A 23,003-nucleotide genomic window follows, 5' to 3' on the forward strand; every position below is an offset into this window, starting at 1 on the left:
CGACTACAGGAACACGCCCCATGAAGACGTCTTACAGCATGCGCCTGCTGCTCGCCATGGCCGCGGTAAGCTTGGCTGGCACCGCCGGCGCTGAAACTATCCGCGTCGCTATCGGCACGCAGGACACCACCATCAATTGCGCCACCGGTGGCCTGCTGATCCGCGAACTGAAGCTGATTGAGAAGTATCTACCCCGTACCGGTAAGTACAAGGATGTCACCTATGACGTCCAGTGGAAGAACTTCACCTCCGGCCCGCCGCTGACCAACGAGATGGTCGCGGACAAGCTCGATATCGGCGCGATGGCGGACTTTCCTGGCTCGTTGAATGCGGCTGCCTTCCAGAAAGCTGGCAAGAAGAGTCTGTTCATCGCCCCGTTATCAGGTAATGCGATTGGGACAGGCAACGGCATCGTGGTGCCCGCAGACTCGCCGATCCAGTCGCTCGCTGAACTCAAGGGCAAAACCATTTCGGTGCCGTTCGGCTCGACTGCACACGGCATGCTGCTGCGCGCTATCAAGCGGCAGGGCTGGGACCCGGACAAGGACGTGACGCTGGTCTCGCAGTCGCCGGAAGTCGGTGGCTCCGCGCTACAAGCGCACAAGGTTGATGGGCATGCCAACTTTGTGCCGTTCCCTGAGCTATTCACGTTCCGCGGGTTCGCCCGGAAGATCTATGACGGCTCCCAAGCCGAGGCGCCGACCTTCCACGGCGCGCTGGTCAACGCGGCCTATGCGCAAAAGTACCCGGAAGTCGTGGTGGCATACCTGCGCGCGGCGATTGAAGCCGACCGCCTGATGGCCGCGGAACCGGAGAAGTACAGCGAACTCATCGCCAAGGTTACCGGCATCGACGCCGAGGTGGACTACCTGTTCCATGGTCCACTGGGCCTCCAGAACCGTGACTACACCTGGAAGCCGGAATACCGCCAGGCCTTGCAAACTTCTATCGAGACACTGAAGCTGCTCAAGCGTACGGATGCGGACCTCAATGCCGACGGCGTGATTGACGACCGCTATATTCGCGAAGCGTTCCGGCTGGAAGGGCTGGACTACGATGCGCGACTGAAATCGTACGATAAACAGCCACTGGCGGCAAAGGACTCGGTCACTGGTAAGCGCATCGCCGATCCGAAGCTGGCAGCGCAGCTGTGGGTCCAGGGCGAGCCAAAGGTGCGTGCCTATGCCGCGCCCGAAGCCGCATTCGCCGCCCTTAGACAGGCTGGCAAGGAAGGAAAGAAGGCCCGCGTACTCTATGTGCACGACCGCAACACAGGTCTTAAGCTACTGGCCGACAAGGTCTGGTACGTGCAGGACGGAAAAGGGCAGGTGAGCGCTTTCCTGCTCAAGGAGTCGGCCGATCGCTGGGCAAGGGCCCAAGGCGGCAGTGTGCGCGACTTTGCCGCTGTCAGCGGCGCGGGCGCCGTCGCCCTGGCCAGCCATTGACGAGGTGTGACGATGAGTTCGGTCAGTCTTGGTATCGGAGCAGCTGCTACCTTGCCCGTAGCGGCCGGACAAGTTCGCGTGCGGCTGATGCGCTGGCTGTTGCGCATCGCCTCGCTGGCGGGCTGCATTGTGCTGTGGCAACTGGCTTCCTCTCACAGGGTGCACCTTGGCATTCTCACTTTCGCCAACGTACCTGCACCCAGCGACGTCGTGCCCGCGGCTTGGCAGTTGCTGCAGTCGCCCAAGCTGATTCTGCACCTGGGAAACAGCCTGGCGCGCGTGCTCGCCGGCTTCGGGGCTGCAGCTGTGGCGGGCATCGTTCTCGGCATGGCGATTGGCCGTTCTCGCTGGCTCGAAGACTTGCTGCTGCCGCCACTGGAGGTACTACGTCCGATTCCGGGGGTGGCGTGGATTCCGCTAGCGATCCTGATGTTCCCGTCGTCGGAGTTGAGCATGATTTTCATCACCTTCATCGGCGCACTCTTTCCTATTTTGCTCAACACCATTCACGGCGTCGAGCGCACCGACCCCCGCTTGGTCGCCACTGCGCGCAGCCTCGGTGCGCGGCCCTGGACAGTATTTCCTGAGGTGCTTCTCCCGGCCGCGCTTCCGAGCATCGTTACCGGGCTGGCAATCGGCATGGGCACGTCGTGGTTCTGCCTTGTCACTGCCGAGATGATTGCTGGCCAGTATGGCATCGGCTATTACACGTGGGAGGCCTACAACCTCCAGAACTATTCTGACATCGTCGTCGGCATGCTTTGGATTGGCGCATTCGGTATGGGTAGCAGCGCACTAATCAAGCGCGCCGGCGCCTGGCTGATGCCGTGGACTCGCTTGCAGGAGGTGCGAGCATGAATCCGTCTAGCCAAGCGATTCACGCTGGCCGCCTGCAGGTGCGTGATCTGGATGTGGCGCTGGGTAACGGCAAAGGAGGCAATGCTTCGTTTACCGCGGTTCACAAGCTCTCCCTGGATATTCCCGCCGGACAATTTGTCTGCATCCTGGGACCCTCAGGATGCGGCAAATCGACGCTACTGGGCGCCATCGCCGGACACCTCCCTGCGGCAGCTGGCGATATCCTGCTCGACGGCGTGCCGGTGCGCGGGCCCGCAGCGGAGCGCGGACTGGTGTTCCAGCAGCATTCGTTGTTCCCTTGGAAACGCGTGCTCGACAACGTCAGTTTCGGTCTGAAGATGCAGGGCATGCCCGCTGCAGCGCGCAAGCGCGAGGCGCAGGCGCTGTTGGACCTAGTCGGCCTCGGCGCCTTCGCGCAGCGATACCCGGCGCAGCTCTCGGGCGGCATGCAACAGCGTGTGGAGATCGCCCGCGTACTGATTAATCGACCACGCGTGCTGCTAATGGATGAGCCGTTCGGTGCACTTGACGCGCAGACCCGCGCCCACATGCAGGCGCTGCTGCTCGACGTTTGGACGCAGATGCGGACTACCGTGGTGTTCGTTACCCACGATATTGACGAAGCCCTGTTCCTTGCCGACCGTGTCCTGGTAATGTCGCCGCGCCCCGGTCGCATCCTGGACGACATTGCGGTGGAATTCGACCGTCCCCGACACGGCGACCTGCTGACCGATGACGCGTTTATCCGGCTCAAGCGCCATTGCCGCGCACTGCTGCATCAGGATCCCGAGGGCGCGCCCATCTCGACTGCTGCTGGTCACGGCGCGCGCCAGCGCGCCGCATGAACGATCTATTTGCTGAAAATTTTCTACATGTCCAACCTTTCCGCCTCGGCTGACTCTCCCCTGACTACGCTGAGCCCCGCCTTGGACGCGCTGGCGCCTCGTTTGTCCGATTCCGACCCCGCCGTACGCCGCGTGGCGGTGCTGCAGCTTGCCGACCTGGGAGACGAGGCCGGTGTGCCGCTGTTGTTGCATCGATTGCAGTCCGACCCGGCGCCGAGCGTCCGTGCCGAAGCCGCGCGCACACTGGCCAGCTGGGAGTCCGAAGACGTGGCGCGGGCGCTGGCCTTGGCGCTCGCAGATATTGACCGCGAGGTGGCCGAAGCCGCAGCCCAGGCGCTCTCGGAGCTTAAGGAGCCCGCATCGGGCAACACATTGCTGCCGTGGGTCACACACGACGATCCCTTTGTTCGCGCTTCGGCTTGGCGCGGGCTGCGCGAGCTCCGGTACGCGCTCGGATTCGATGCTGCGATGACGGCGCTGTCCGATACTGCCGCCCCAGTAAGACGAGAGGCGGTAACCGTGCTGGGCTGGCTCAAGCGCAGCGAAGCGCTCCCCGCGTTGGCACGGGTCGCCGTAGACGACGCCGACGCCGAGGTCCGGCGGGCTGCCGCAGGTGCGCTCGGCCTCGCGGCCGACGTGTCGGCACGCGATGCACTACTGACAGCCTTGTGCGACAGCGCCTGGCAGGTGCGCGAAGAAGCCGCACAAACGCTCGGCAAGCTTAAGTTCCCCGAGGCCGTTCCGCCCTTGGTCGATGCGTTGGAAGACGCATACTGGCAGGTTCGCTTGCAGGCTGCGCGGGCGCTAGGCAGGATAGGAGACCGCCGAGCGCTGGCGCCGCTGACTGTGCAGCTAGGGCATGCGATCAGCAATCTGCGCAAGGAAAGCGCGCTGTCGCTGGGAAGTCTGCGGAATCCTGAGGCATTGCCGGCGCTGTCTGCCGCAGTCAACGACGTCGATCCTGAGGTGCGAAAGGCGGTGCGAATCGCGCTCGCCCAGATCGGCCACCCGTATGGTGGGGCATGAACGGCGTTGTACCGACGCACCTGGAAGTGGCGTCCGCCGAAGGGACGCTACGCATCGACTGGCCCGACGGCCGACACCAGTCTCTGGCCCATGCATGGCTGCGCGCCGCGTGCCGTTGTTCCGACTGCCGACGCCAGCCTGTAGAAACAGCATCGGCGCAGGACGTGCGCATTGTCGCTGTTAATGAGATGGGTTATGGCGTCCAACTTGTCTTCAACGATGGTCATGAGCGCGGCATTTTCCCGTGGTCTTACCTGTGGGCGCTGTAGCCCGCCAAACGTGCTCCGGCTCTTTTCCACGCTGGCAACCCTAAAATGCTCGACGGACTGTCCCGCGTTCGCTGCTCGCTGCAACCAATCGGGTAAGTTGGCCTTTTCCGTCCCAGGTATGACCTACTGCGTCCTTGTAGCGGATGACCTGCGCAGACTGTATTTCCGGGGCGGAACTACTCTCACGGAAAATCATCCGGCAGCCTCTAATGCGTCAATTTTAATTCCGTGGCGGGCCATCTGGACTTAAACCAAATATTGGCATCAGCCCGGTCGCGCCAGACCTGCGTATCGGAACTGTCAAAGGCATATGGAATGAAGCGGATGAGAAAGGAGGAACCCCAAGAGGAGAGCGTAGGAGCCCGGATCCTCGTCGGTATGCCAACTCTCCCTTGATGCAGAAACTCATCAAAGATGATTGGATCTGCGGAGAAGTACGGCGGGCATCCAGTCGCGAACAAAGAATTTCACTGTGGCATTGCGACTAGCATTTGGGAACCTTCTTCGCTGGCCACTAGTGTCCGATGGGAAGGCTTTTGGTGTAGTCCGCCGACGTTGGCATTTATGTAAGGATCTTGACGATGACGTTTCAAAAGGGTGAATGGTCCGGAAAGGACAACAAGCACTACCGTGGTCACTTGGACCGGATCTATGTTTCGGCGACGGAAGAATGGGAGGTCGAATATTTCATCGACCATTACCTGAAAACTCACGGATACAACAACAGCCAACAAAGTCGTGAGGTGATTCTTCATGGTATCGCGGACTATCCTGGCCGCAAGCCGATCAAACGTGAAGAGCTGACTGCGTTCCTCGAGAAGAACTGGCCGGGCGGCAAGTGACCACGTTTTGCCCGTGAATGAGGCGCTCGGCGCCTCATTAAGAAGCGCTTCGGCAAGAATCCGTTCACGGCCCAGGAACAGTGGTTTGCCGCCAAACCGACATCCGTGAAGGTGAAGGTGCGCCCGCTGAAGAAGCTGAAGGACGCAGTATTTAATGGGTAAGATCCGCGGCTGCAAAGGGGAGGGATTGTCTGCTCCTAGACGTCCGCGCGTGGGCGAATCAAAGTCCTTGTACCTTTGGGAAGGACCTCTTCTGCGACCTCGAACAATCCTGATTTGAGGACCAGGGCTTTCAAACTCTGTTCGCCATACCGCACCTTCCGGTCAGCTAGCGCGTCTGGTTCCTGGCGCTGTACGATTGAAGATGCGTAAGCCAGGTCGGTCCACCCATCTGCGCGCTTCGGAGCTGCTGCGACTTCCTCCAGTAGCTCCATCATCCGGCTGCTCTGCAAATGCATGAGCTCGATAGCGGCCAAGCCCTCGCCGGATGACCAGAAGTTTGCAGCCAGCTGTAATGTCTCAGCCATCGAGCCATGCATCAATTTGAGGCGGCTGTGCATCGCGAGAATCTTCTCTCGCTGCCGGTCGAGATGGGCGCTAGCCTCGGTCAGCACCGGAGCAGAACTAGGATGCAAGCGCGACAGGAAGTGGTGTGCGAGTTCGTTGCGGTCTGCGGTTAGTGCTTCGAGGTCAGCTTCCAGAATTTCCCTGTCTGAGGACTCGAGATCGAACCGGATTGCCGTGCTAAACCACGGCTGCGAAGCGTCAGCCGGTTCCGGATTGTGTGGTGGTTCTTCCGGGCTAGCGAGAACTTCGTTCCGGAACCTTCTTTGCAGGCCGCCCATCGATGTCGTCGCTAGGGCAGCATTTCGCGCCTCAAGTCGATCCGCGGCGTCCGCGGGTGTGCCCTCGATCCTTGCGAGGCCGAGTATGGCCTTTAGAAGGTGCTCCACCTGCTGATTGAGCAGGAGGTTGCGGCCCATTTTCAGCAGAACCTCGTCCTTGAGCGCTTGTACTACGTCGTTCATTCGCTGGTCTCGTCTATCCGAACCGGCGGGTTCTACCGCAACGGCTTTCCTACCTTTGTGTGGCGGTCGAACGAAAAGACATGCTCGGCTGGATGCTCGTCGCATCTACCGACCAGTCGGTCTGGAAACTCTCTCTCTCCGTCCTGCAGGTGGACGTCTTCTCCACAGATGGGGCAGCGTCCGGAGTATCGGACAAGCCGGATGATCCGAACAGAATGCCCGTCGTCTGACATCTCCTTTACGGCCTCGAGCTGGACGCCACGTTCGCGAAGGGATAGCAGAGCATCGGGCGCCATGATGATGCGCAGGTCGATGAGTCTCCAGAACGGACGGAGGCAGGTGTACCCCGCCCAGCTCACCATGCCGGCGAGCAGGAGCAGAGTGAAAATCTCTCCGCTCGGCAACCGTGTGGCCTGGGTGGTGATAACCAGCCAAAGGAGAACAAGAAGGCAGCCGACCAACGCGAGCCCACCCAAGCCGTACCCAAGGAACAAATACCGCCGCCATCCTTTCAGCGCAAATCCGGCCTCCACCAATGGTCTCACCCAGAATGCTGGGCTCAAGGTCACATCACGGACATATCCGATGCCGCCGGGAGGCAACGGCGCCGCTTGTCCTTCTACCTCGGGCAGACGGATGAAGTCCATCGCGTAGGTGGAGCTGTTTCCGGCGCCGCCGCTGCTCGCAGTCTTCTTCGGCCACGCGTAATAGCGAAGGCCTGCCTGGCGGATCGTGTCTTGCATGCCAGGCTCCCGTTGCTCCAGACCCCGCGTTAGCTTGGTCCATATGCCCGACAGCCAGCTGGTGGCTGCCTCGGGTGCCACCGTGTGACCGACCATTTCCGCTACGTTCGCTGAGTTGAATTCCGCTCGCTGCTTGCCATCCCGCAATCGTTCAAGGGCGGTCTCTGCTAGTGCGCGCGCCACCTTCAGTGCCCAGGTTTCGCGCTCGTCTGGCCGGCAGAAGAACTGTAGGAATGTCTCAAGAGCCGCCTCTTCCTCAGCTGGCGTCGGGTTGCACTCGACGGCGGGAGGTTCATCTATGCTATTGATTTGTATGGATAATTTTCTGTGCGCCACGGTTTCTTCCACTGTTGATGGCTGTTTCCTTAGCGTCCTGCGAACTAGGCTGACCTCACTTTCAACGACGGAGGGCCATATGTTTCAGCGAGACGGAGTATGGAGGTTTTCGGTGCGAGGTGTGGTAGTGCGAGTTCGGGAATTGCCCAGAAACAACATTTCGATCTACCACCCAATCTGCGAGCCAGTCCGGGACCTCGTCGAGCCGATTTGCCGCGGGCGGGGATTTTGGAGCGCTGAGTACAACAACTGGGTTGTGTTCGAGCAGTTCAAGGGTTTGGTGCTGGAGGAACTCGAGCGGCTAGCCCAAAAGAGCTGATGCGAGGGTAGGGAAGCCAGGGTGGCACGGGCTGAAGCGAGGAGAAGGGCAGCCGAGGCAGCGGCCCCTGTTTGCCATCCAACTGGACGGCAATTTTCCCTCGGCACTACTAACGCCTCCCCCTGTGGCGGGATGGTGCGATTGCATGCGAAAAGGGAAAATAGAGAGATCACACCAAGAGCACTGTCTGTCTCGGTGGCAAAAATACATAAGATACGGGGAGGGGGTCCCATGTGCAGGTGGACAGTTGCCTGTAAGCCTTGGCCTGTTGGCGTAGCTCTAGTAGCGCTTTGGGTTTCTATTGCGCTTTCGAGCCCTGCCCATGCCCATGGTGGCGGCCTCGACGCCAACGGTTGCCACACCAATCGTACGACCGGAGACTACCACTGCCATCGCGGCGGAGGGGGTACCAATTTTCGTTTGGCAGGGGAAGGAACGGCTTCCGCGCCGAGGTCGGTGAATTCCCTAGCTTCGAACCGTAGTGCCCCGCCTGGGCAAAAATGCTATGTCGGTCCGCGGGGAGGGACATACACCCTCACGGCAAGTGGTCGTAAGAATTACGGCGGCTGTTAGTCTCAAGAAAATCCGGACGTGCGTGCGCCAATTGTGAGCGCCGCCCATATAACTCCCAAAGCGAGTGAGCCCCTACCTTTGTAGGGTGATGGGACGCACCGCGCCAGCCGATATTCGTGTGATCATGCTACGCCGCATGATGTGGGCATCTCCGTAATGCACGGGATTCGGCTTTGCAGAGTGGGTGTTGAAAGCTAAGAATGGCAAGGAAATTACTGAGCACAGGTGCCGCACCGAGCCTTGGATCGCTGGTGCAGTCGCATACTCCGCCCACCGTCGGGGTGTCAGGCGCGAAACTTGAATCTCGGCTACGAGCAAAGCGCTCCTCAGCCTATATCCAAGCCATCCGACATCTCGATGCTGGAGGACATACTCACGACCGGCAGGCGGTCGAGTCCTTTGTGGCCGCAATTCGGCAGGAGATGCCGGATATCTCCATCGACGAGTGTCCCGTCGGCATAGTTTCCAAATGCTATTTGGGCGAACCGTACGAGGTCCACACGCTCGATCGCCTAGGCAACATCATCCACCACTACAAGCGCTTTGAGTCATTGCCGCCGCTGCTTGCACGTGGGCGGGCTCTTGCCGCGTGCGGTCAGTACGCGTTCATAGAAATCTATATAGACAAACTCATCGCCGTCGCGGATAGCGGTGACGTTTCGATAGTCAGGGGTTGAACCATGAGTGCCGGTGAAAGAATAATCCAGCTTGCGGATCTCACGCTGATCACGCGGAGTCTGCAGAGCCTCAACCGTGACATTGAAGCCGTCTCGACGCAAGTGACGAGCGTCGGCACCGAGCTCAGCGACACCAGGTCAGAGCTGGCCCGCTTGGAAGAAGCGTTTCTGCGCTTTGTTGCAGCGGATTTGAAAGCCAAGGAACTGTCATTGGCCGAGACCCGCCAGGTGAAGGTCCGACAGGAGTTGGAGACAACCTACGGTTACTATGCCGAGGTTCGTCGCCAGGCCACAGGCATCTTGCAGGCTGCAGATGTGAGTGTCGTACGCGCGGAGACCGTCAAGTCCGCCACGGAAGGGCTGATGCTGGCCGCACCGCGCTACTGGTTGGCGCCAGCGCTTGTAGCCTTGGCTGCCTGGCTGAACAATCAGGAGGATCTCGCCAAACGCGCACTGGCCGAGGCGCTTAAACGCGATGACGAAAAGACGTCGCTTTTCTTCGCGCTCGTCAGCCGACGCGCAGGTCGCGTAAGCGCGTGCCGCACTTGGCTTGAGCGCTACTTCGGCATGCAGAATCCCACGAGCCTCGATCGACAATCCGTCGTTCTGGTTGATGCCCTTGCCAGTGGTGTATTCGGGGGCGAGATTAGGCTGCAATGCACGCGCAAAATCGAGGCCTGGATTGAGGAATTGAGTGAGGCTGCTGGCTTCGTTGAAGCGCAGCGCCAGCAATGGGATGACGGTCTGCGCGGGAAGCTAAAGGAAACGGAACATTCGGACAAGTACGGGCACCTGTCGCGATTCAGCCCAACTTGGCCAAAGCTCAATCAGTCGCTTAACGAAGCAGGCTTGCACAAGGACGTGCTGGAGCACTTCCGCCGTATCTTCGAAGGCCCCCTTGAGACGGCTCGCAGTGTCGAGGCCGCGGTGGATGGATTACTCGAAACGCTGGTGTCCCGGTTTGATGACGAAGAACTCCCCCTGCGCCGAGAGGACCGCCTCAATCAGCTTATCATCAACCACTCCGGCGATCGCGCTGCTGCGGAGCGCAAGAACGCGCTGGAAACGGCTGCGCTGGAAGAAAAGGTCAGCTTTACGCAGTTGTTGACAAATGCTGCGATGAATCCTGAACTGAGCCATGCCACTCGGGCAACCCAGCGCTATGCCATTGCGTTGTCGCGCACGTGGGTGCGAAACGCGCACGATGACCTGACAGCGTCGTTCCGCAACAGTGTGCCCGAAGAGGTGGAAATCTCCATTGATGGCTGGCAGGAGAAAACGCGAATCGGGGAGAACGAAGGCCCGTTGCTGGTTTCTCTCGGAAAGCACCTCGATGATGTGCGAGACAAGACTCTTGCCACGCTAAAGCTTGGCCTGAAGCATTGGACGGCATTAGGTGTGGGGATTGTGGCATTGCTTATGGCAATGACATCGGGATGGTTCTTCCTCTTAGTGGCTGTGGTCGCCATCGGTTGGTTCTTTACGTCCAAGGCGGAGGTTGCCAAGGCCAAGGCGAAGGTGATCGAGGAGGCCGCTAATAGGAAGAACCAATGCGAAAGCGCCCTCAAGGCAGTACTGGCGGAGGTAGTGGAGTGGCGGCGTGATGTCGCAGCGGGCGATGCTTTCGCTATTCACGTCGGTCATCTGCTGGATGGCATCTCTCCGGAACAATATACGTTGACTGCGCACGACAAGGCTCGGCGCGTGATGACGCAAGCGGCGTAGGAGTCTATCGATGGCACGCAATTTGATTTCAACTGGCCCGGATGCCGCTCCTTTCGTGGATCCCAAGCCGGATAACTCCGCCCCTCCGCAGAATAACCCCACGCCGACACAACCAATGAACGAAGCACTGGCAGGTGCTTTCCCAGCGTGGGATCTGTTGCCTGCTACACCGTTCCTGCGGCGAGTCCGCTAAGTGTGGTGAGTCGATGACACCACCGCGGACGTACGCCGATTGGTCAGCTTGCTTGGTGCAGTTTGAAAGCGGCAGCCAGGATGAGGCGGTTGTGGAAGCTATGAGCGCCGGCTCCTTGAGTTGGACGGGAGGCGTAGCGGGTCTGTTTTCACAGCGAGTGAGCGACGCCATTAACCTGCGATTGCAGCGTGTGGCTGATGAGATATCACGGGACCTTAGGTTGGCTCGTGATCATGGCGTACTGGCGGTTGCATTGCTCAATGCTCGGCGTAAGCTGGCGGTGCTTCATCGGTTCGCCCGCTCGACACCGTTTCCCAATGAGCTCGCTGAACTGCTCCAAAAGCTCATCAGGCGCTACGCCGAGCAAGCACAAAAGTCTCTGGAAGACAGCGCCCGTGCCGACCGTAGCGGCCAGCTTGCAAGTGTCATGCGGAACAACAGTCTTTTGCGATATGCAGAAGACTCAGCGGAGCCGGCGGGCATAGCACCGGCCGCAGTCGTGCCGGGTGGCCCTACCGTGCCGCCCACGGGTGGCCGCCGGCGTAGAACTTTTCTCGCTTAGATATCGTTGAAATGAGTGACACCACGGAGTTTCGCAGTACGCTGACGCGCTATCTCAAGGCGCGCGTGCCGTTTATCTCTATCCGTAGCCCGGAACGTGCGCGGGTACTGGACATCCTCAAGGATATTGCTCAGGGGCTGAGCAACGCTCCGATGTATGTTCATACGCTGTCGCAGGGCATGCGTGAGCTGGTCAGCGGCCGGTCTGTTAACGAAGACCGGTCCGTGCACGGTGCACTCGACTATGCCAATCAGCAGATTTCGCAGCGGCAGAACCTCACCTTCGTACTGACCGAAGTGGATGACATCGAGAGTGACTCAGCATTTGCTAGGCAGCTACTGGACGCGGTGATGCTCGCCGCAGAGAATGGCGGCGCTATTGCCGTCATCACGACGAAGCCGGTTTGGGGCCAACTGCAGCGACTGGGTATGTCGTTGGTTCTGTCTCCCCCGAACGAAGACGAAATGCTTGAGATCATCCAAGAGCAAATCGGCGAATACCGTGCCGACTATCGTATCGAGTGGGATGAAGCCGACGAACGGGAGGCGGCAGCTATCCTGACAGGCGTGTCGCGCATTGAGGCGGAGAATATCATCGCCACGTTGCTCGCAAATGGCAGCATCGCCAAGTCAGATTTGGCGCAGCTGACACACGCCAAGGATCGAATCTTCGCAGACATTTCGGGCATTGAGCGAGTGCAAGTGCGCGGCGCCGAACTCGACGTAGGCGGGCTTGGTGGCCTCAAGCGATGGCTGGACAAAGAGCGCCCGCTGCTGACTGCCGACCTCCGGGAGCGGGGTATTCGCCCACCGCGCGGTGTGCTGCTGGTGGGCGTCCCAGGATGCGGGAAGTCCCTGTCTGCGAAGGCGATCGCCCACAACTGGAAGATGCCGTTGTATCGGCTCGACCTTTCCACGATTCATGGGCAATACTTGGGGCAAAGTGAAGGGCGTTTGAAAGACGCGCTTAGTACGGCTGACCACGTGGCGCCTTGCGTGCTGTGGATCGACGAAATCGAGAAGGGTTTGGCGGGTGCCCAAGGCTCTGGAGACGGCGGAACCTCAACTCGACTGGTCGGCCAGTTCCTCTACTGGCTTCAGGAAGCACGCTCCCGCGTATTCGTGGTGGCGACGGCCAACGACGTGTCACGGCTACCGCCGGAGTTGCTGCGGCGGGGGCGTTTCGATGAACTCTTTTTCGTGGACCTTCCCAGTCCCGAGGAGCGCCGAGAAATCATCGGCATCTACGTGCAGCGCGGCCTCAAGCGCGGAATTGACGCCAATCTCATGAACGAGCTCGTGGAATTCTCGGAGGGGTTCGCGGGTTCGGACCTGGAATCTGCGGTGCGCGAGGTCGTCAAGGAGGCGTATCTAAATGGCGATGCGGCCGTCTCCGATGAACTATTTCGCCGCAGCTTTCAGAATGTTGTGCCGTTGTCGAAGACTAGTCCCGAGCAAATCGAGTCAATTCGAGCGTGGGGACGCGAAAGGGCAGTGCCGGCCTCCGGTCAGCCTATTGGGGGAGCAAGTAGCTCTTCCCGTGCTCGCAGGGCTGTGCTCGTCTAGCTTTTTCCCATTCGCGTTGTTCAGGCCAACCGAAACCAAGGAGATGCACCGATCCCGTTGGGATGGCCAAAGTCGGGATAGAGCCTACCGTTCCGTATGTGGAACCATGGCGTTGCGCCAATCCCATTCGGGTGACCATAGTCAGGATACGCCCGATCGTTTCGGATGCTGAACCACGGAGTACTACCGATGCCATCTGGATGGCCATAGTCGGTGTACAACCTGTTATTTTGGACTCTAAACCACGGTGACGCAGCGATTCCTTCTGGATGCCCGTAATCGGGATAGGCTTTTGACATGCTCATGGTTACCTCTCGTTGATGCGTGCGTGGGTAGGACTGATGGGTCGGGGATCACCGGCTGAATTCCTGCCAGGTCGCCCATCATTCCCATGCTCACCGCCGCGGCTCCTTGCGTACTCCCTTGAAGGGTTCGCCGTCTTTCTTCTGGTCCATGAACCGACCCGTGTCAGAATCCCGTTTCGTCCAGTTCTGGGTAACGGGGTTGTAGACTTGGGAGCGGTCGCGGACTGCGCCACGCCGTGCGTTGTCGCCGGAAGGGTCGTTTTTTGCCATTGCCATGCTCCTTGTTTAGACGTTTAGGCTGTGAGTCCACTGTGGCAGTCCGCTCGTGGACAGGTAATCAACTAGGGGAGGGCTACCGAAGAACTGCAGACGCCCACCGGCCATGAAAGCCAAGGCTGACTGGTCAACTCGAAGATTACCTGCTCGGACTTGGGCTGTAAGCTGTGCCAGCAACTGTGAGTTGTCTGAAGTTGTGCCGGAGGTCGCTCTCGCATCGAAGACTGCGAAATTAATCCACCCGCCCGTACGTCCCCGTTCCCTGAGGTGCGCAAAATTAACTTTCACGACTAATTTCTCCTTGCCACGAACTATTTCGCGGCATGGAGCAATTTTGGCGCCCTGAGTAGCTCAAATAGTGAGCTAGCTAACAGACAGTGGTTTATTCTTTTTTGTTGCGGCGCACAATGCCGCATGGAGTTTTTGGCGAAGCTCCAGGGGCTGGAGCACCTCAACCTCGGGTGAATGGCGCAGCAAGTCCATGACCAGCTCTTGGTCGTCCGAATAAGGAACCTCTAGGACGTAGCTTCCATCAGCCATGTAGTTGCTCGTCTGAGCAGGATGCCACGTTTCAGTGGCAACCCATTGCGCACGTGCGGGAGAAAACTTTATCCGGGCCCGGTGCTTGGCTGGTCCGGCGAAGATACCATACCCGGCTTCAAAATGGGCGCGTAGTACGTCCCGTTCTACTTCCATGGCGGCTGTTTCCGGCAAGACGTGAACCTTCTCGATAGCCTCCAATGCAAAGGTCCGAATTGCATTTCTATGATGGCACCAGGCATCTAACAGCCAGTTTTCGCGGTAGTGAACCAACTGCTGAGGTGAGATCTCCCGCTCGGTCCGCTCCCGTTTGTCTCGGTTCCAATAAGTCAGTTTTAGTCGGTTGCCCTCGAGTAACGCCCCGGCGATTAACTTGAAATGGCCTGACTCCACTTTGCGCGGTGCAAAGTGGATGAGCTTTACTTTTTTTTCCAGCGCTCGAACAGAGGGGGTGCCTTGTGCCAGCATAGCGCGTAACCGATTCTTCAATGGCGCGACATCCTCGTCTAGCAGACCTGGTTGTATGCCCTCCAGCAGGCGCAGCATGGAAAGCAAGGCCAGTATCTCCGAAGCGTTGAACCAGACACCTGGCAATTCAAACCGACCGCCTTCCAAGAGATCATCATTGATGACGTACCCCTTGACGCCCCGGTCATATTCCAGCGGGCAGCCGAAACGGTCCTTCAAAAAGGTGAAATCCCTCTTGATCGAGGCTTCGGACATCTCCAGTTCTCGCTTTAGCGCTTCCATCGGTACGGAGCCCCGCCTTCGAATTACTCGCACGATCTTATGTAGGCGCTCTAGGCTCACATTCGAGGCACGGGGCTTCGGTTTCCTTGGACAAGAAGCAGCGCCAGCGGAAAGCGCTTCGTGTTTCGAGGCTGGTTTGGCCATTGCAATTTAGGTAGAGACGGCTCCGTCATAGTATGAATCACCGACGTGCCTATCTTTACGGCATACTGTTCCACCGGTGAGATAAATGGGCGGTGGCTCCTTTATTGAGCCGGCAAGTCGGGAATGTCTACCGGCCCTTCAAGCGAGGTGCGAGGAAGCGCTGCGATGGCTGGCACGACAATCTCGTCATCCTCGGTTGCTTTTTGGACCAAGGCGGCAGGTAGAGTCTTGGATGGTTTCACCCCCAAGGCGCGCAGCATCTCCGCCTGCCGGATGACGTTTCCTCTGCCTGCGGACAGCTTGTTATGTGCGTCATCATATGCGGCCTTGGCTTGACCCAGCTTTTCGCCGACCTTTTGCAGATCGGCGACAAATCCGTGCAATTTGTCGTACAGTTCGGCGCCGCGTTTGGCGATATCCTGCGCGTTTCGGCTTTGGGACTCTTGTCGCCACAAATGTGCGACCGTTCGGACAACGAACAACAGGGTGGACGGGCTCACCAGCAGAACATTGCGCTGCCACGCATCCATAAACAACGCATTATCGTTCGTCACTGCGAGCATGAAAGCGGGCTCGATGGGGACGAAGGCGAGCACGAAATCCAGGGACTGAATACCATACAGGTCGTGGTAGCGCTTCTCGGACAGGCCTTTGATATGCGCGCGCACCGAGTCCAGGTGTTGGCGAAGGGCAACGGCTCGTTGTTCATCATTCTCTGCCGAAACAAACCGATCGTAGGCCACCAAGGACACCTTGGCGTCAACCACCAGCTTTCGCTCCTCGGGGAGTTCAATGATAACGTCGGGCTGTGCACGAGTGCCATCTTCGCGTACTTGCGTGTCCTGGACTTTGTATTCCTCGCCCTTGCGTAGACCAGACGCCTCCAGAACCCGCTCGAGGATTAGTTCTCCCCAGTTGCCTTGTGTTTTTGCTTGCCCCTTCAATGCGAGGGTGAGGTTCTTCGCATCCTGGCTCAGTGTCTGATTCAGTGCGACCAAATGTTTCACTTGCTCCGAGAGTGCTGAACGGTCCTTGCCCTCTTGGACGTAGACTTCCTCTACCTTACCTTTGAATTCGCTGAGTTGGGTCTTCAGAGGCTCGAGCATTTGGCCGATGGTCGTCTGGTTTTGCTCTGAGAACCGCTTTGCCTTTTCCTCCAAGATGTCGGATGCCAAGGCCTTGAATTGATTCGATAGTTCTTCTTTGGCTTCGACAAGCAACTGCAGCTTCTCTGCGGCGTGTTGCCGTTCGTCGTCCGTCCGAGTGCGTAGTTCGCTCAGCTGAGTGGACAGATCGGTCACCTTTTCTTCGAGCCCATCTCGTGCCGTCACCGCGTCCGACAACCGGAGCTTTAGTTGCGACGAGGTTTCCCGTTCCGCATTCAGCTCCGCGCTGAGACGCGAAATTTCGCCGCGGGAGGATTCCCGCAGTTCGGTAACAGTATCCTTGGCAGACTTTAGCTCCAAACGCACGTCCTCAAGCTGAGCTTCCAGGGTCGGAACGCGCAGTGCGCGTTGCTCGAAGGCCGCTTTAGATTCGTCAGCGCGACGGAGGGCAGTGGTTAGTTCGTCGTTTTGATGCTGTAGCTTGCTGCGCGCTTCTTGCTCCTCTGCAAGCTTCCCGGCGAGCTGAACGGCCTTTTCTGTGTGCTGTCCATTCTCGGTCGAAAGCTTACGCAACTCCGCCTCGTGGTCCGCAAGGGCTGTCTCCAGGTCGGCAATTTGTCCTTCGAGCGCGGGTACCCGGCGGGACCGCTCGGATAGTGTTGCGATCTCATTGCTGGCTTCGTCAAGGGCGGTGCGCCATGTCTCTGCAGACTGTCGGAACGTTGAGTTTTCGCGACGTTCCGTCTGTAGGGCTTCCGATGTGCCACTCAACCTTTCAGTCAATGAGGCGATTTCGACCTGCATCGACGCTTTAGCCTCCGCAGCTGCCAGCTGGGACATTGCTGCCGCTCGACCCCTAGTTGCGAGAATACCAACGAAAAGACCGACCAATAGCGCCGCGAACGTCGCCACGATTGCCACCATTGAGTTCATAGATTTTCCCTTGTATTGTTGATGTGTTTAGCGCGGCGCCGTCCGAAAGGGGCGGGGCTTCCGGCTGTATGAAAGAGGCTAGAAAACGGTGAGGTCTGCGCGGGCTTGCGCCAATGCTGTCGCTGCTTCTTCGACCACCTTGTGCAAGGACGTCGCCCGTTGCTGTTGCTCCGATCTGTATCGCTTCAGTATTTCGGGGCCAGCGGCAAGGGACTTCTCAATCTGTATCTTCAGCGCGGCGAACTTGTTCCTGACTGCGGCTTGGTCGGCAGCCGAGACCGCAGTGCCAGGATTGAAGCGGAACCCGAGCTCGCACTTCTTTTTCCAGTCGACGAGAGAGCGAGTGAGTCCTTCACCGAACCCCTTGATGTTCTTTATCCGCGATGCGTTCACATCTGCGGCAGTTTCAATCCCATGTGAAGCAAGGATGGCCTTTCGTCCAGCTCCGACACCTGAGATTGATGCGTCTGAGATGAAGAAACGCTCAAAGTAGCGTTGCTTCTGGCGGGCTTCCGCTGTGCTCTTCAGCTCTTCGAGTGCTCGTTGCTCTTTGGCGCCGAGTGATTCATAGTCGGACTTGAGGCGAGCAAGCTCCGCCTTCTTCGTCGAGAATCCAGAGGGGCCTGTCTCGGTGTCCCATCGCGCGGAAACGGACGACCAGCGCTGTTCGGCCGCCCGCAGCTGTTGGTTTCTGCGGTTGCGCTCAGGTCCATAGTTGACCCTGCCGAAGGTGATCCACGCAAAACCACCGAGCATCAGCGCGAGGATCAACAACGCGGGTTGGGCAGCGGTGAGGCAGATGCCCAGTGCGACAATCACTGTCCTTGCGAACAATGCGTTGCTGCGCCTCGACTGGTACTCGGCCGGCAGTGGCTGAGGCACAGGCCGGCTGTTCCAGGAGGGCAGTGGGAGACTTGATGGTGCCGGAATCGCTTCAATGGCCGCCCATACGCGCGCCAGAGCGAATCCAGAGTTTCCTACCGATTGATATGCGTGAGTATCAATGAAGTACACCACGCCCTTCGAATCAAGCGAGCACCATGGACAGGTCGAAAGATTAGAAGGATAGATGTGCATCGAAGACGTCGTGCACTTCTTCGTTGCAGCGCGGAGCGAATCAAGGACCTTGACCCATTCGGAGGCGGTCGGGCGGCCGGCACCGGACACTCCGGGTTCCGTGAACGCACGCTCAAACATGCCACCGAATGAATTCGGCACCAGAGCTAAAGTCAAAGCGTTGGGCGGTGGCTCGAACCCACGAGACCGCGCATTGTGACTGTATGCGAAACGAAACGCCTTGATGTCAGCCTCGAGCTGGTTTCCTACATCGTCTCGAAGCGGCTTGCCCGCGAAGGGGTGGCGGCCGCCAAACAGCAGGTGAAATACGAGTAGGGCGAGGCCAAAGTTATCGTGATTCGCTGTCCGGGCAACCTTGTCGAAGGCGGTCGTGCCCTGTAGTTCTGGCGGAGTAAAGTGCGGAACTCCAACTTCGCACAGATGTAGCGTTCCGTTCGCGCGGATCTGGAAAGAGTCACAGTCGATCAGCGAAACCTTGCTATCGGTGCCGACAACGACGTTGCCCTGGTTGACATCGCCAATCACATGCCCATGGTCGTGGAGCGTGGAGAACGCCGCCGCCGTGTTCCGTGCGACGTAGACGAGGAAGTCCCACGCAGCACGCGGGAAATCCTGTTTACGGTGCGCAGGGGAGTACAGCTTGTGAATCGGTTCGCGATTCACAACCTTCTCCATCAGGAACCCGTTTATCGCGCCATGCCGTTGTGCATGCAGGGTTTCTTGAGGCCACGCGGCATATCCAAGAATGGACTTGTCAACAGCCGAAACCATGTGGGCGAGCTTCGACTGGCGACCGGAGCTGAGCGCGCTGTGATAGACCTTCGCAACCAGGCCCGGCCGCCCGTCAACGTCGAACACTGAGCCTTCGCCGCCGCGTCCGATTTCCCGACCCAGGAGAATAGCGTTGCCCTTGGCGTCAAAGAACGTTTTCTTCATCGGCGCTGCTACTGCTTGGCGGCGACAAGAACCAATGTCTTGTCGTCATCGGTGCGTTCGTTTACGGCCTCGCTGCCTAAGAACTCTCGCAGGGGACCATCCAAATCCGGAACCTTGTCCATCGACAACTTGTCCAGCGTTCCGAAGAAGGGCGTGAAGAATGGAGCATGAGGTTCACCAACCTCTAGATTCAGGGCGAGCCGCTGAATGCCGTCAGTGAACGCAGCGGCGTACTTGACACCTGCAGGCAGGACCTTCACCGACAGATGATCTAGGGCGTCCATGTCGGTGACAAAGTAGGTCTGGTTGGCATACTCGCCGGACATTGGTTCCACGGCAAGTGTGAGTCCTTCGCCGGTGTCAACGACTATGCCGCCGTCGCCGATTTGGAACAGCACCGTGGATGAGCCGGTCGACACCAGGCCCAGGAACGTGCACGCATAGTCGCGGGCAACGTTGCCTTCGGAACTCGCATCGGCGTAGAGCCGCTCGCGCACAGCGATGGCACAGTTGGTCGCGAACTCCTCGTTCAAGTAGTACTCGACCTGCTGGATCTGCTTCGAGATGACCGACGCAGCGCTCTCAATGGCGCGTTCAGCGCCAAGACCGCCACAGCGCGCGCTGCCCGCACCATCAGCCACAAGGACTACCAGGACTGGCCGGCCATGAGAGTCTGATTCGACATTCGCGTAGCAACTGTCCTCACAAGGAATGCCGGCTGCTACGTGAGACGTCCCGACGACGGAGGCAGAGACGGTTGCCCAGCTCACACCGAGGCCCAGCCCGAAGGAGGTTCGAGTTTGACTTCGGTACCAGGCGTGGATTGCGAGACGGAACGCATCGAACTCGACAGCCAGGTGAACAGTTCACGGAACTTCAAGCCTTGCAGGGAGAGCGGCTCCCGTACGCTGATTTGCCGAAGGACATCCATGTTCGCGCCTTGCACTCCAACGGCAAAGAAGGCGAAGTTCTTGGATGCTTCGCCTTCGCGAATCTGAGCGGCAGCAGATTGCCACTCGTCGGTCGGGCCGCCGTCGGTAATCAGCCAGATCCAGGGACGGTAGTAAGCGATACCGTTGCGGCGGTATTCGGCTTTGCGCTCGTTGACCATCGCGATGCCCTGGCGAATCGCTTCACCCATGGGGGTGTCGCCTTGCGAGGACAGTGTGGGCGGGTAAAAGGAAGCCGCGGTCTGGAAGTGCGATTCGGTGCGGACCGGTCCGAAGGTGATGATGCCGACTTCGACGCGCTTCATGGCCAGTGAGTCGGCTGCCAGCTCGTCCTTGAATGTCGTCAGCCCGGCATTCAGCTCATTGATGGGTTGGCCGGACATCGAGCCGGAGACGTCCAGGAGCAGAAGGCAAGGGCACCGCGGTTCCGGGTTGTCCGCAAAACTGTCTGTGCCGAAAGAGATTTGTTCAGTCATGATGTCTATGTTGGTTCGATTTTCACTTATGTGCAGTGGCGCGGAGGCGGCTAGCTTGCAATGAAGCCAACCAGGATGGCGACCGCGGAAAGTCCATACAGAATCGGGACCGCGGTTGGGATTGTCCTGTTGTTTTTGAACCCCGTCTTGAATCTACGGTCGCGTTTCGGCATGAGGAGACGCGCCAAGCCAACACCAATGATTCCGATCCAGATGAGTCCAGCCAAAGGGTTCGATGCCTTCTTGGCAGCAGCGGCAGCAGGAGCGGGCTCGGGCGAACTGGCGAAACCAGAGTTGCTCGCCTCCTGGCTGGGGCCTTGGTGCTGAGGGGCGGGCGGTTCAGCAGGTCGGGCTTCAATGGGCGTCAATGAAACGCCAGCGAAAGACGGTTCGATGGATCTGGTGAGTGCCGTTCCAGTGCCGAATGCTCGCGTCTGAGGCGGCGACACGCCTGGTGAGACTGCGACGGGGGCATTGAGCCGCTCGGCCCGTTGCTTCCATTCTGCGAAGACGCCATCGAGACAGGTCACCGAGTCGCAGCTATCGCGCTTGGCACGCCATGCTGTAATGTCTGAGTCTGAAATCTTGCCTTGACTCAGTAGACGCTGCTGTTCGTCGTAGATGCTCTCATAGCTATTGGAGAGCATCGCGTACTCGCAGATGAGATGCGCAGCTTTATGCCGCGCACTCTCTTTTGCTGAGCATTCCGGGTTGCTCCATGCAGTTTGCCCACATTGAGCGGCATTCGAACGGAAGCTGGTTTCGCAGCCGATGTCGGACGCGTGTGCTATCGGCGCAGCCGCGAACGCAATTCCGCCGAGGATGGCTACATGAAGTATGACCCTGACCATGATATTTTGGTTATATGTGACACATTGGTATCATGCGCCACTCGGTGCCAACCATAGTTTACGGAGAATTGGTTCGCGAGTTCTCCCTACTAAAGGAGTAGATGGCGCGGCCGCGATGGTGGTGTAGAAACGGTGAGTTCAGAGCGCGGTGACTGGTCTCACACCCGTTCCGCCCCAGTAACGATCTCGACTAGTGCGATGCCTTCGCCTACGCATTTAGTACATCTTCCAGTAGCACCAAAGGCAGGGCCAGTCTCGCATCGCTTGCCGCCCAGGTCGGCACGGCAGGTGCGCATGGCAGGGGACCGGCGCAGACCATATGTGGGTGCCAACTCTGACCGGCTCGCTCGCCAGACCCAGAGTAGGTCACGGATGCCGACATGCTCCAGCAGGACGCACGGTTACGGCAAGCGGGCGAAAGAAGTATGGAGACCGCTATGCGGCGTCAGGTGGCGGGAGGTGACGGTAAGTCTGAGCCGGACGGTAAGTCTGAGCCGCAGTGCTTGCACTTGATCGCTTCGCGCCTCACTGCCTCTGCGCAGAACGGGCACTTCACGTAATCGCCGTACGCTCCCGTCTGCGTCGCTTTCTCCGGTGCCGCGTCCGATAACAGTGCGGTGATGAAGGCGCCGATAGGAACCAGGAAGGCACAGAAAGCTGCAGCCATGCCTGACCCGCCGGCACGCGATACCAAGATAACCATGATTGGGCCGAGTGCGAGGACAGCAAGCAGGTAGGCCCACCAGCGCAGCTTCTTCTTTGCCGCCGTGCTGGCGACTATGATCGCCAGGGCCGCGTACAGCATGAAGCCGAAGATTGGTTCCATCCGTTCTCTCCCCATGACGCAACTTGGCATCATATCCCGATGCCCCGGGTGTGTGGTGGCCGGTCCCCCACGAAAGTTGGGTTCGATAAACCACAAAAAGCCCCGTGGGCGAGGACTTTCGTCGTTGCGCAGGGCGCTCAGCCGATGGTAAGGAACTGGATTGCGTCGAGGCTTGAGGCGGCCTGTTGAAGCTTGGCCGGCCTCGGGTCTACTACCGTTTACGCGAGCTTTTCGTAGTCGCGGAGATGCAAAGCGATGTTTGTGTAATCTTGGACAAAGCTTTCGAAAGCGTCCCTGGCTTTCTCGCCGAGCACAAGGTACACGGCGTCCTCGAAGTCCTGTTCGGACCAGTCGGTGCCCACCGTAATATTCAGATCCTTTACCGCCTTGAGAAAGCGGTTTTCGTCAAGGGCGTGACCGGAGTGCCAACCGTCGTGTGCAAGCCAGGATTTCAAATGTTCCGCGATCACTTTTGCATCAGCCATCATAGCTCCAAGGTTAGATGAAATGCTGAATCGAGCTCATTATCGCTGAAACCATTTGTGTTGGGGAACTGCACGTAGTCGTTGCCCCTTCGTTCGCGTTGCCGTCCTAGGTCCGCGAAATTGTTCTGTCCCTGGCTACAACAGAAGGATCCGGTCTCTTCGTCTGCCAATTCGGTCAAATGCGCGCCTGCCTTCCAATGGACTATGCCCCGAGCACAAATTGACATACGCATCCTCCAGAGAACGCGCCAGCGAAGTCCGCGCTCAGACAGCCGACCAATAGGTATCGCAAGGTCAAAGGCAGACGGGGCACGTTGCCGCCAGCACTGGATTGGCTGCGCC

General features: G+C 58.9%; 21 protein-coding genes and 1 pseudogene. 11 read left to right on the forward strand and 11 right to left on the reverse strand.

The features are described from left to right. Positions 1-20 precede the first annotated feature (20 nt). The 7 genes and pseudogenes from J8I34_RS27655 to J8I34_RS27685 all read left to right on the forward strand — a co-directional run. The gene (locus tag J8I34_RS27655; RefSeq protein WP_209807487.1) at positions 21-1,445 is read left to right on the forward strand and encodes an ABC transporter substrate-binding protein; all 1,425 of its coding nucleotides are present in this window, start codon (positions 21-23) and stop codon (positions 1,443-1,445) included. A 12-nt stretch (positions 1,446-1,457) separates the two neighbouring features. After that, on the forward strand, positions 1,458-2,303 hold the full coding sequence (locus J8I34_RS27660) for an ABC transporter permease (protein ID WP_209807488.1): 846 nt from the start codon (positions 1,458-1,460) through the stop codon (positions 2,301-2,303). After that, positions 2,300-3,148, forward strand: coding sequence for an ABC transporter ATP-binding protein (locus J8I34_RS27665; protein ID WP_209807489.1), 849 nt, complete (start codon positions 2,300-2,302; stop codon positions 3,146-3,148). The genes J8I34_RS27660 and J8I34_RS27665 overlap by 4 nt, the downstream gene beginning before the upstream one ends. Positions 3,149-3,175: 27 nt before the next feature. Continuing rightward, positions 3,176-4,174, forward strand: a complete 999-nt coding sequence (locus J8I34_RS27670) for a HEAT repeat domain-containing protein (protein WP_209807511.1) — start codon at positions 3,176-3,178, stop codon at positions 4,172-4,174. Next, positions 4,171-4,443, forward strand: a complete 273-nt coding sequence (locus J8I34_RS27675; protein WP_209807490.1) for a DUF971 domain-containing protein — start codon at positions 4,171-4,173, stop codon at positions 4,441-4,443. Before J8I34_RS27670 ends, J8I34_RS27675 begins: the two co-directional genes overlap by 4 nt. Before the next feature lie 581 nt (positions 4,444-5,024). Continuing rightward, the gene (locus J8I34_RS27680) at positions 5,025-5,285 is read left to right on the forward strand and encodes a hypothetical protein (RefSeq protein ID WP_209807491.1); all 261 of its coding nucleotides are present in this window, start codon (positions 5,025-5,027) and stop codon (positions 5,283-5,285) included. 39 nt (positions 5,286-5,324) lie between these two features. Beyond that, a pseudogene (locus J8I34_RS27685) lies at positions 5,325-5,447 on the forward strand (HU family DNA-binding protein); the annotation flags it as partial. Positions 5,448-5,482: 35 nt separating this feature from the next. Here the strand turns inward: J8I34_RS27685 and J8I34_RS27690 are convergent. Further along, entirely contained in the window at positions 5,483-6,313 is an 831-nt protein-coding gene (locus J8I34_RS27690) for a hypothetical protein (protein ID WP_209807492.1), read from the reverse strand. A 32-nt stretch (positions 6,314-6,345) separates the two neighbouring features. Continuing rightward, positions 6,346-7,404: a hypothetical protein gene (locus tag J8I34_RS27695; RefSeq protein ID WP_209807493.1), complete on the reverse strand. Its 1,059-nt coding sequence runs from the start codon at positions 7,402-7,404 to the stop codon at positions 6,346-6,348. A gap of 538 nt (positions 7,405-7,942) precedes the next feature. Here J8I34_RS27695 and J8I34_RS27700 point away from each other — a divergent pair. The 4 genes from J8I34_RS27700 to J8I34_RS27715 all read left to right on the forward strand — a co-directional run bounded on the left by J8I34_RS27700 (position 7,943) and on the right by J8I34_RS27715 (position 13,006). Next, on the forward strand, positions 7,943-8,284 hold the full coding sequence (locus tag J8I34_RS27700) for a YHYH domain-containing protein (protein WP_209807494.1): 342 nt from the start codon (positions 7,943-7,945) through the stop codon (positions 8,282-8,284). A gap of 200 nt (positions 8,285-8,484) precedes the next feature. After that, positions 8,485-8,961 (forward strand): nuclear transport factor 2 family protein, encoded by a 477-nt coding sequence (locus tag J8I34_RS27705; RefSeq protein ID WP_209807495.1) that lies wholly within the window; start codon positions 8,485-8,487, stop codon positions 8,959-8,961. 3 nt (positions 8,962-8,964) lie between these two features. Continuing rightward, complete coding sequence (locus J8I34_RS27710) at positions 8,965-10,686, forward strand: hypothetical protein (RefSeq protein WP_209807496.1); 1,722 nt, start codon at positions 8,965-8,967, stop codon at positions 10,684-10,686. A gap of 766 nt (positions 10,687-11,452) precedes the next feature. Continuing rightward, entirely contained in the window at positions 11,453-13,006 is a 1,554-nt protein-coding gene (locus J8I34_RS27715) for an AAA family ATPase (protein WP_209807497.1), read from the forward strand. Between the two features lie 395 nt (positions 13,007-13,401). On the opposite strand, the gene J8I34_RS27720 is transcribed toward J8I34_RS27715, so the two are convergent. From J8I34_RS27720 to J8I34_RS27760, 9 genes are all read right to left on the reverse strand, one after another. Beyond that, positions 13,402-13,581 carry a hypothetical protein gene (locus J8I34_RS27720; RefSeq protein ID WP_209807498.1) on the reverse strand — a complete coding sequence of 60 codons (180 nt, stop codon included), beginning with the start codon at positions 13,579-13,581 and terminating at the stop codon, positions 13,402-13,404. Positions 13,582-13,950: 369 nt separating this feature from the next. Continuing rightward, complete coding sequence (locus tag J8I34_RS27725; protein ID WP_371748150.1) at positions 13,951-14,850, reverse strand: helix-turn-helix transcriptional regulator; 900 nt, start codon at positions 14,848-14,850, stop codon at positions 13,951-13,953. A gap of 272 nt (positions 14,851-15,122) precedes the next feature. Further along, positions 15,123-16,967, reverse strand: coding sequence for a DNA recombination protein RmuC (locus J8I34_RS27730; RefSeq protein ID WP_245176177.1), 1,845 nt, complete (start codon positions 16,965-16,967; stop codon positions 15,123-15,125). 171 nt (positions 16,968-17,138) lie between these two features. Continuing rightward, the gene (locus J8I34_RS27735) at positions 17,139-19,073 is read right to left on the reverse strand and encodes a helix-hairpin-helix domain-containing protein (protein WP_209807501.1); all 1,935 of its coding nucleotides are present in this window, start codon (positions 19,071-19,073) and stop codon (positions 17,139-17,141) included. 8 nt (positions 19,074-19,081) lie between these two features. Then, a complete protein-coding gene (locus J8I34_RS27740) occupies positions 19,082-19,843 on the reverse strand; it encodes a PP2C family serine/threonine-protein phosphatase (RefSeq protein ID WP_209807502.1) in 762 nt (253 codons plus the stop codon). Then, positions 19,840-20,499 (reverse strand): vWA domain-containing protein, encoded by a 660-nt coding sequence (locus J8I34_RS27745; RefSeq protein ID WP_209807503.1) that lies wholly within the window; start codon positions 20,497-20,499, stop codon positions 19,840-19,842. Before J8I34_RS27745 ends, J8I34_RS27740 begins: the two co-directional genes overlap by 4 nt. Before the next feature lie 50 nt (positions 20,500-20,549). After that, complete coding sequence (locus tag J8I34_RS27750; protein ID WP_209807504.1) at positions 20,550-21,350, reverse strand: hypothetical protein; 801 nt, start codon at positions 21,348-21,350, stop codon at positions 20,550-20,552. 445 nt (positions 21,351-21,795) lie between these two features. Next, positions 21,796-22,176 carry a zinc ribbon domain-containing protein gene (locus J8I34_RS27755; RefSeq protein WP_209807505.1) on the reverse strand — a complete coding sequence of 127 codons (381 nt, stop codon included), beginning with the start codon at positions 22,174-22,176 and terminating at the stop codon, positions 21,796-21,798. 218 nt (positions 22,177-22,394) lie between these two features. Continuing rightward, entirely contained in the window at positions 22,395-22,661 is a 267-nt protein-coding gene (locus J8I34_RS27760; RefSeq protein WP_209807506.1) for a hypothetical protein, read from the reverse strand. Positions 22,662-23,003 lie beyond the last annotated feature (342 nt).

Source organism: Cupriavidus phytohabitans (assembly GCF_017815025.1).
GTDB lineage: Bacteria > Pseudomonadota > Gammaproteobacteria > Burkholderiales > Burkholderiaceae > Cupriavidus.

Bases quoted from the DNA above. Each gene is read 5' to 3' on its own strand.
- J8I34_RS27655 (WP_209807487.1), top strand. From the start codon at position 21: ATGAAGACGTCTTACAGCATGCGCCTGCTGCTCGCCATGGCCGCGGTA.
- J8I34_RS27660 (WP_209807488.1), top strand. From the start codon at position 1,458: ATGAGTTCGGTCAGTCTTGGTATCGGAGCAGCTGCTACCTTGCCCGTA.
- J8I34_RS27665 (WP_209807489.1), top strand. From the start codon at position 2,300: ATGAATCCGTCTAGCCAAGCGATTCACGCTGGCCGCCTGCAGGTGCGT.
- J8I34_RS27670 (WP_209807511.1), top strand. From the start codon at position 3,176: ATGTCCAACCTTTCCGCCTCGGCTGACTCTCCCCTGACTACGCTGAGC.
- J8I34_RS27675 (WP_209807490.1), top strand. From the start codon at position 4,171: ATGAACGGCGTTGTACCGACGCACCTGGAAGTGGCGTCCGCCGAAGGG.
- J8I34_RS27680 (WP_209807491.1), top strand. From the start codon at position 5,025: ATGACGTTTCAAAAGGGTGAATGGTCCGGAAAGGACAACAAGCACTAC.
- J8I34_RS27690 (WP_209807492.1), bottom strand. From the start codon at position 6,313: ATGAACGACGTAGTACAAGCGCTCAAGGACGAGGTTCTGCTGAAAATG.
- J8I34_RS27700 (WP_209807494.1), top strand. From the start codon at position 7,943: ATGTGCAGGTGGACAGTTGCCTGTAAGCCTTGGCCTGTTGGCGTAGCT.
- J8I34_RS27705 (WP_209807495.1), top strand. From the start codon at position 8,485: ATGGCAAGGAAATTACTGAGCACAGGTGCCGCACCGAGCCTTGGATCG.
- J8I34_RS27710 (WP_209807496.1), top strand. From the start codon at position 8,965: ATGAGTGCCGGTGAAAGAATAATCCAGCTTGCGGATCTCACGCTGATC.
- J8I34_RS27715 (WP_209807497.1), top strand. From the start codon at position 11,453: ATGAGTGACACCACGGAGTTTCGCAGTACGCTGACGCGCTATCTCAAG.
- J8I34_RS27720 (WP_209807498.1), bottom strand. From the start codon at position 13,581: ATGGCAAAAAACGACCCTTCCGGCGACAACGCACGGCGTGGCGCAGTC.
- J8I34_RS27725 (WP_371748150.1), bottom strand. From the start codon at position 14,850: ATGTCCGAAGCCTCGATCAAGAGGGATTTCACCTTTTTGAAGGACCGT.
- J8I34_RS27730 (WP_245176177.1), bottom strand. From the start codon at position 16,967: ATGTCCCAGCTGGCAGCTGCGGAGGCTAAAGCGTCGATGCAGGTCGAA.
- J8I34_RS27735 (WP_209807501.1), bottom strand. From the start codon at position 19,073: ATGAAGAAAACGTTCTTTGACGCCAAGGGCAACGCTATTCTCCTGGGT.
- J8I34_RS27745 (WP_209807503.1), bottom strand. From the start codon at position 20,499: ATGACTGAACAAATCTCTTTCGGCACAGACAGTTTTGCGGACAACCCG.
- J8I34_RS27750 (WP_209807504.1), bottom strand. From the start codon at position 21,350: ATGGTCAGGGTCATACTTCATGTAGCCATCCTCGGCGGAATTGCGTTC.
- J8I34_RS27755 (WP_209807505.1), bottom strand. From the start codon at position 22,176: ATGGAACCAATCTTCGGCTTCATGCTGTACGCGGCCCTGGCGATCATA.
- J8I34_RS27760 (WP_209807506.1), bottom strand. From the start codon at position 22,661: ATGGCTGATGCAAAAGTGATCGCGGAACATTTGAAATCCTGGCTTGCA.